The sequence below is a fragment of the Pelovirga sp. genome (assembly GCF_059864205.1).
In genome coordinates this window covers 1-2,506 of sequence record NZ_JCBCBS010000055.1, presented here as the reverse complement: position 1 = coordinate 2,506, position 2,506 = coordinate 1, and the positions used below count along the sequence as shown (strand labels likewise).

General features: G+C 60.0%; 3 protein-coding genes. 1 reads left to right on the top strand and 2 read right to left on the bottom strand.

Annotation, left to right across the window (positions count from 1 at the left end; translation table 11 throughout):
• Both AC6F7T_RS03170 and AC6F7T_RS03165 read right to left on the bottom strand, forming a co-directional pair.
• Window positions 1-431 (bottom strand): NAD(P)-dependent oxidoreductase (locus AC6F7T_RS03170; RefSeq protein ID WP_500716521.1); only part of this gene is annotated, 431 nt, incomplete at its 3' end.
• The gene (locus AC6F7T_RS03165) at window positions 428-1,852 is read right to left on the bottom strand and encodes a cobyric acid synthase (RefSeq protein WP_500716522.1); all 1,425 of its coding nucleotides are present in this window, start codon (window positions 1,850-1,852) and stop codon (window positions 428-430) included. The genes AC6F7T_RS03165 and AC6F7T_RS03170, both read right to left, overlap by 4 nt.
• Window positions 1,853-1,928: 76 nt before the next feature.
• On the opposite strand from AC6F7T_RS03165, the gene cobI reads away from it, so the two are divergent.
• Window positions 1,929-2,506, top strand: a 578-nt coding sequence (gene cobI / locus AC6F7T_RS03160) for a precorrin-2 C(20)-methyltransferase (protein WP_500716520.1), incomplete at its 3' end; no start/stop codon positions are given.

The window sequence follows — 2,506 nt, the reverse complement described above, 5'->3', positions numbered from 1 at the left end:
CGCAAGCGGCGCGCCAGGGAGGGACTTTTCCCCTGGGTGGAGACGGAGATCACCAACCCGGCGTCTTCGTCCATATGCACGGCGGGCAGGTGGAAGTCGCACAGCCGGGGATCATCGGCAACATTGACGGGTACCCGCAGTTCTTTGGCTCGCGTTGCCAGGGCGGCGTTGCGCTCGCGGTTGTCGGTACACAGAAAAGCATAGTCGCAGTGATTGAGGTCGTCCTCACAGGCTTCCCGCTCGACGATGTCGATGGTTCCGGCAACGGCCAGGTCGTGCAGATGATCGTCAATGCGCGGGGCGATGACTTTGATGTGCGGCTCCATGGGCAGCAGGCACCCTATCTTGCGGGCAGCCACCTTGCCGCCGCCGACAAACAGCAGCCGTTTGGCGTTGATATGGATCAAAAAGGGATAGTAGACAAGTTTCACAGCAATCCTTCCAGCATGGCATCGATGTCGCAGTGTTGTTCCAGGGTGTGGGCGAGCAGATCGAGCTGACGCTCCTTTTCACTCTGATAATCCACCACCGGCAGGGGCAGTCGCAACAAGTCGGCCAGAGCCCGTAGATTGGTGGCGCTGTCAAAAAGTCCGTGCAGGTAGGTGCCGAAAATGCGCCGGGAGCCATCCCACAGGCACAGGTCACCGGTGCTGAGCTGTTCCACGCCGCTGCCGACACAGGAGCGCCCGACGTGTATTTCGTAGCCGCTGAGGGTTTGCCCCTGCCAGCGGCCAACGCCCGCCCAGGTTCCCTTGTGCAGGGTTTTCTCCCGCGCCATGACCGTGGTCAGAGGCAGCAATCCCAATCCCCGGGCTGTCCCCGGCTGCCCCTCAACGCCATGGGGATCTTCCAGCTGTTCACCCAGCATCTGCAAACCACCGCAGATGCCCATGATGGGGACGCGTCCTGCCAGCGCCTGCAAGGAAGTAGCAAACCCTGAGCGCTGCAGAAAGTCCAGATCGTGGATGCTGTGCTTGCTGCCGGGCAGGATAATCAGATCGCACTCCGCCAGTTCCGCCGGATTGTGCAGATAGGTAAGGCGTACCTGCGCCATGGCTTTTAAGGGGGCGAAGTCGGAGAAGTTGCTGATATGGGGCAGTCGCACCACACCAACGCGCAACGAGGCATCCCCCTTGTCGGTGTCCGACGCCAGATCCTGAGAATCCTCTTCTTCCAGGCTCAGGTGCAGCCAGGGGATAATCCCCTGTATCGGCACCGGCACCAGATCGGCAAACATCTTGATTCCCGGTTGCAGCAGGCTGACATCGCCCCGGAACTTGTTGATGAGAAAACCGTGGATCAGCGATCTGGCAGCTTCGGGCACCAGGTCGTAGGTGCCCTTGAGCCAGGCGAAAACCCCGCCCCGGTCGATATCCCCCACCACGAACACCCGCGCCTCGGCGTATTGCGCCATCCGCATGTTGACGATGTCGGTATCCTGCAGGTTGATTTCCGCCGGACTGCCTGCCCCTTCCAGAACCATGAAGTCATATTCGCGGCCCAGGGAATCGTAGGCAGCGCTGGCGATAGCAAGATTTTCACTGGAGAGGGTGTAATATTCGCGGGCACTGTAGGTTCCCGTCACGCGCCCCAGGCGTACCAGTTGCGAGCGGGATTGCCCCTGGGGTTTGAGGAGGATCGGATTCATGCGCACGTCGGGTTCTGTCCCCGCCGCTTCAGCCTGCAGAATCTGGGCGCGCCCCATCTCCAGTCCATCGGCGGTCACCCCGGCATTCAGGGCCATGTTCTGGGACTTAAAGGGCGCCACCCGCACTCCCCGTTGATGCAGCAGACGGCAGAACCCGGCCGTGATCAGACTCTTGCCCACGCCCGATCCGGTGCCCTGAAACATGATAGATGGCACTTTGCGTTTGTTTGGGGTATTCTGCAAAACCTTTTTCACTCCTATTGACATGAGGTGCTAGCCAATGACGTCAACAATGATCTGCGGTGTCGGTCTGGGTCCCGGTGACCCGGAACTGGTCACCATGAAAGCCGTACGTGCCATGGAACAGGCCGATCTCGTGATCGTGCCCCAGTCCGATGTGACCGGGCGCAGTATTGCCGCCGATATCGTCGCCCACTATGTTCCCGCCGAAAAAATCCATATGTATCACTTTCCCATGACCGGCAACAGGGCTGATCTGGATATCCGCTACAGCGCACTGGCGGGTGAAATGGCTCGCTGGGCCAATGAAGGAAAGCGCATCTGCTACGTGACCATTGGTGATACCCCGGTTTACAGCACCTTTAACTATCTGCGTGACAAGCTGCTGGAGCAGGGGATCGTCACGCAGATGGTGCCGGGAATTTCGGCCTTTTCGGCGGCCGCCAACGCCCGGAGCTTGCCACTGTGCGAAAAGGACGGCTCCTTCTGCGTCATCGAAATGCCTGAATCAGTGGCTGAACTGTCCCCTTTGCTTGAGCGCTTCACCTCGGTTGTGCTGATGAAGGTGCATAAGCGACTCCCCGCCCTGTGTGCGTTCGTGCGTCAGGCCGACCTGGC

What these genes read in the sequence shown, in the direction of transcription:
- AC6F7T_RS03165 (WP_500716522.1), bottom strand. Translation starts at nt 1,852, where the DNA reads ATGTTTCAGGGCACCGGATCGGGCGTGGGCAAGAGTCTGATCACGGCC.